Here is a 4142-nt window from a genome sequence, read left to right on the forward strand (position 1 = left end):
TTGGGAATTGGGAATTGGGAATTGGGAATTGGGAATTGGGAATTGGGAATTGGGAATTGGGAATTGGGAATTGGGAATTGGGAATTGGGAATTGGGAATTGGCACTAACAAATATAGCGGTTCTCAATATCTAATACCAAATCCGGGTTTTGGCTCCCCTTTATAAAGCAGTCTGTTTCCGCCGACATTGTTTGACTTTCTGGCGGTTGAAACCGCCGAATCATCAAGGGGGTATGTTACTTCGCGTCAAGAGCGTCTTCGCGGTTCATTCAATCTTACCACCTATTAGTTATCATTCCCATACAACCGGATTTGAGATGACTCATGTCGGCTGTTGCACGGGCTTTTTTGCCCGTGCAACGGATCGGTTCAAAAAAGTGCGATCGCCCTCGATCGAAAAAAGCGCGATCGCCCATTTCAATTCTCAACCAGAAATCACCTTACTCAAAAGATGAGCCTGAGAACCGTCAAGCCGAGGCCCGTGAATCTGCACCACCATAGAAGCCAAATAATTGCCCCAACGAGCCGCTTGCGCCGCACTCAAACCGTTAGTCAGCCCAAACAAAACACCGCCGGCAAAAGCATCACCAGCACCCACAGTATCGATCGGCTTTACCGGAAATCCAGCCACATCAACAATTTGTTTGTTCTCCACCACAGTGCAGCCCTTATCCCCATTAGTGATAAAAGCCAAATCCGAAATCTTGCTCATTTTGCGAGCGCATTCTTCTAAAGATTCCTCCTTAAAAAAGCTCCGAACTTCATCAGCATTGCAAAAAATTACATCGCAATATTCCGAAACCACCTTGTGAAAATCATCAGCAAATCGATCGACCAAAAAGCCATCAGAAAAAGTAAAAGCCACCTTCACACCCAGACGCTTAGACTGTTCCATCGTCTCAATGCTAGCCTTTCGCGGATCGGGAGCATCCCAAAGATAGCCCTCAACATAACTGTACTGACAATGAGATAGTCGATCGACATCAATATCAGTCGCAGCCAGAGTAGTAGAAACCCCCAAATTCGTACACAGAGTGCGTTCCGCATCAGGAGTAGTCAGCACGACACAAGTACCCGTCGGCCCGCTAGACTCAGCAGCAGGATGCACATTAAAATCAATCCCCGCCTCCAGCAAATCTTGCCTGTAAAATTCGCCGTTAGTATCCTTAGCAACCTTCCCCGAATAATAGCCTTTACCGCCACTCTGAGCCACACCAATCATCGTATTTGCCGCAGAACCCCCCGATCGCATTTGTAACGAAGTATGCTCCAAACCGTGCAAAATCCCCCCCTGCGTTGCCGAATCCATCAGCGTCATCCCGCCGCGATTCAGCCCGCGATCGAGTACAAATTCATCTTCCACCAATGCTAAAATGTCTACCAGGGCATTGCCTACGCCAAACACATCCACCGAACGGGAATCTTGATTATTTTCAGTCATCAGTAATTTTTGGTTTACACTAATTATCAACCTTATAATAAATCGACTTCAACTCAACATCTATTTTCTTTAAGTTATCTCAATCTAAATCCCCCAGCCCAAATCTATCTAATCCAAAATCTAAAATCTAAAAACTAAAATCGACATGACTGATACTTGTCTACCCCCTCTAATTGAGCAAATGCTGCAGCCTGAGTTCTACCCCCACAGCGTCACAGAACCCGTGCAGCTCATTCAGACTCACGCTTCCTTTGTGTTCCTAACAGGAGAATATGTTTACAAAATCAAAAAACCCGTCAACTTTGGCTTTATGGACTATTCAACATTGCAGAAAAGGCAGCATTTCTGCACCCAAGAATTGGTGATGAACCGACGCACAGCCCCGGAAATTTATCTCGAAGTTTTGCCAATTGTTCAAAGCGGCGATTTCTTTCAATTTGCCAGCGATTCACCAGATACAGCTCCGGCAGAAACTACTGTAGAATACGCGCTAAAAATGCGGGAATTTCCTCAAAAAGCGCTGTTCCTCAGTTTATTGGAGCGCGGACAGTTGACCGAACAACTTATGGCAGAGTTAGGGCGGGAAGTTGCCAAGTTTCACAGCACGGCAATTACCAATAACTACATTCGCACCTTTGGCGAAATCAGTCAGATTCGCACAGCAATAGACAACAACTATCTGATTTCCCAAAAATATATCGGCGGGCCGCAGAGTCAGACACAATATCAGGAAACAAAAGATTATACTGATGCGTTTTTTGCCAAAAATAAAGAGTTATTTAACCAGCGGATTGCCGACAATAAAATTCGCGAATGTCACGGAGATTTGCACCTGCGGAATATCGCATTGTGGCACGATAAAATATTGCTATTTGATTGCATTGAATTTAACGAGCATTTTCGCTTTGTGGATGTTATGTACGATGTCGCTTTTACTGTCATGGATTTGGACTCGCGGGGGCGCAGAGATTTAGGCAATGTTTTTCTCAACACTTACATAGAACAAACAGGCGATTGGGAAGGGCTGCAAGTGCTGCCGCTTTATTTGAGCCGTCAAGCTTATGTCAGAGCAAAAGTGACTTCGTTAATGTTGGACGATGCGGCTATTTCAACTGCCGAAAAAGCAGAGATTTCACAGACAGCAGCTCATTACTATAAATTAGCTTGGAAATACACAAAACCGCGCCGGGGAAAGTTAACTTTGATGTCGGGTTTGTCGGGTTCTGGGAAGAGTACAGCAGCTCGATATTTGGCTCGACGCACAGGTGCAATTCAAATTCGTTCCGATGCTGTTCGCAAACATTTAGGCGGAATTCCTTTAAATGAACGCGGCGGGCAAGATTTGTATTCGGATGAAATGACGGCGCAGACTTATGGTAGATTGTTAGAGTTGGGTACGGTTCTGGCTGAGCGAGGTTGGAATGTGATTTTAGATGCTAAGTTCGATCGCCAAAACTTGAGAACCGATGCGATTAATCTGGCTCAATCCCGCAGCTTGCCCTGGCAAATTGTTTACTGCACGGCACCAATTGAAGTATTGCAAGAACGGCTGCTGCAGCGCCGGGGCGATATTGCCGACGCGACAGCAGAACTATTGAGCTCGCAGCAAGCAGAAGCAGAACCTTTTACAGAATTTGAGCAAATTTCTGCAAACATTATAGATACCGCGCAAGATTTAGAGGTACAATTAAACTTAATTTGTGACCAGTAGTTGCAGCGCGATCGCCCTTGCAAATATTACTTGTCTGCTAATATTGTCAATATCTTTCTGTATTATTACAAAAACAACTTGCAGCTCATGGCAAAATTTAACGGAGACTCGAAGGGGTTTAGCCCCGCGCTGATATGGTTTGTGTTGTTTACCGTTGCGTTTCGCTTCATAGGATGTACGCTGCCCATCAGTATCGGCTTTGGCGTAGTCGGCGGCGCGGCAGCAGGTTTAATTGTCGCTTGGTGGCACAACGAATTACTGCTCAACCCCAATAAACGTTCCAAGGATGAAACCTCGGATGCTATACTCAATAAAGAAGTAGTGGAAACGGACGGTAATAGATATATTAAAAGCTCCCGGCGTGAAGCTACTTCACTGTTTCAGTGGCTGTCGAAAACTGAAGACCGCCGCTAGCACATAAAAAAGTTTTTAGTATTGAGTTTTGAGCTTTAAGTTAAAGCGTTCAAAATTCTGCGCGGCTAAAGTTGAGTATGAATTAACATTTTTCACGCTCGATCCAAAGACAGACTATGAAGCGCTTTTAATTATTTGTTGAATGTTTGTATTTTTGTCGAAACTGCTGCCGCTGTTTATTTATCCTTTGGGGTTGAGCTGCTTGTTAATGATGGCGGCTTTAATCACACTTTGGCAGCGTCCAAAATGGGCAGCACCGCTAATGGCTGGAGCCCTAATTATTTTACTGCTCGGAAGTAGCGGTTGGGTGTCAAAATCCTTAGTTCGATCGCTCGAATGGCAAAATTTGCCAACCGCCGAACTCCCCCAAGCTGAAGCGATTATCGTCTTGGGCGGCGGTGTCAAAGCAGCTTTGCCGCCCCGCCCTTGGGTGGAATTGGGGGAAGCGGGCGATCGAATAATCTACGCTTCCCGACTTTACCGTCAAGGCAAAGCTCCCCTGTTAGTGCTCAGCGGCGGTAGAGTAGACTGGAAAGGCGGAGGTTCTCCAGAATCGGCAGACATGGCAGAAATTGC

General features: G+C 45.6%; 5 protein-coding genes. 3 read left to right on the forward strand and 2 right to left on the reverse strand.

Translation table 11 applies throughout. From position 1 onward, the window contains the following. Positions 1-275: 275 nt before the first annotated feature. Positions 276-428: a hypothetical protein gene (locus tag WBA89_RS08490; protein WP_424405582.1), complete on the reverse strand. Its 153-nt coding sequence runs from the start codon at positions 426-428 to the stop codon at positions 276-278. After that, complete coding sequence (locus WBA89_RS08495) at positions 425-1441, reverse strand: adenosine kinase (RefSeq protein WP_424405584.1); 1017 nt, start codon at positions 1439-1441, stop codon at positions 425-427. Before WBA89_RS08495 ends, WBA89_RS08490 begins: the two co-directional genes overlap by 4 nt. Positions 1442-1586: 145 nt before the next feature. Between WBA89_RS08495 and WBA89_RS08500 the strand changes: the two genes are divergently transcribed. From WBA89_RS08500 to WBA89_RS08510, 3 genes are all read left to right on the forward strand, one after another. Beyond that, positions 1587-3152: an AAA family ATPase gene (locus tag WBA89_RS08500; protein ID WP_424405586.1), complete on the forward strand. Its 1566-nt coding sequence runs from the start codon at positions 1587-1589 to the stop codon at positions 3150-3152. 87 nt (positions 3153-3239) lie between these two features. Further along, the gene (locus WBA89_RS08505) at positions 3240-3566 is read left to right on the forward strand and encodes a hypothetical protein (protein WP_424405588.1); all 327 of its coding nucleotides are present in this window, start codon (positions 3240-3242) and stop codon (positions 3564-3566) included. Between the two features lie 142 nt (positions 3567-3708). Next, the coding region (locus WBA89_RS08510; protein ID WP_424405590.1) for a YdcF family protein at positions 3709-4142 on the forward strand (434 nt) is incomplete at its 3' end.

The sequence above is a fragment of the Microcoleus sp. genome (assembly GCF_049646505.1).
Classification (GTDB): Bacteria; Cyanobacteriota; Cyanobacteriia; order Cyanobacteriales; family Microcoleaceae; genus Microcoleus.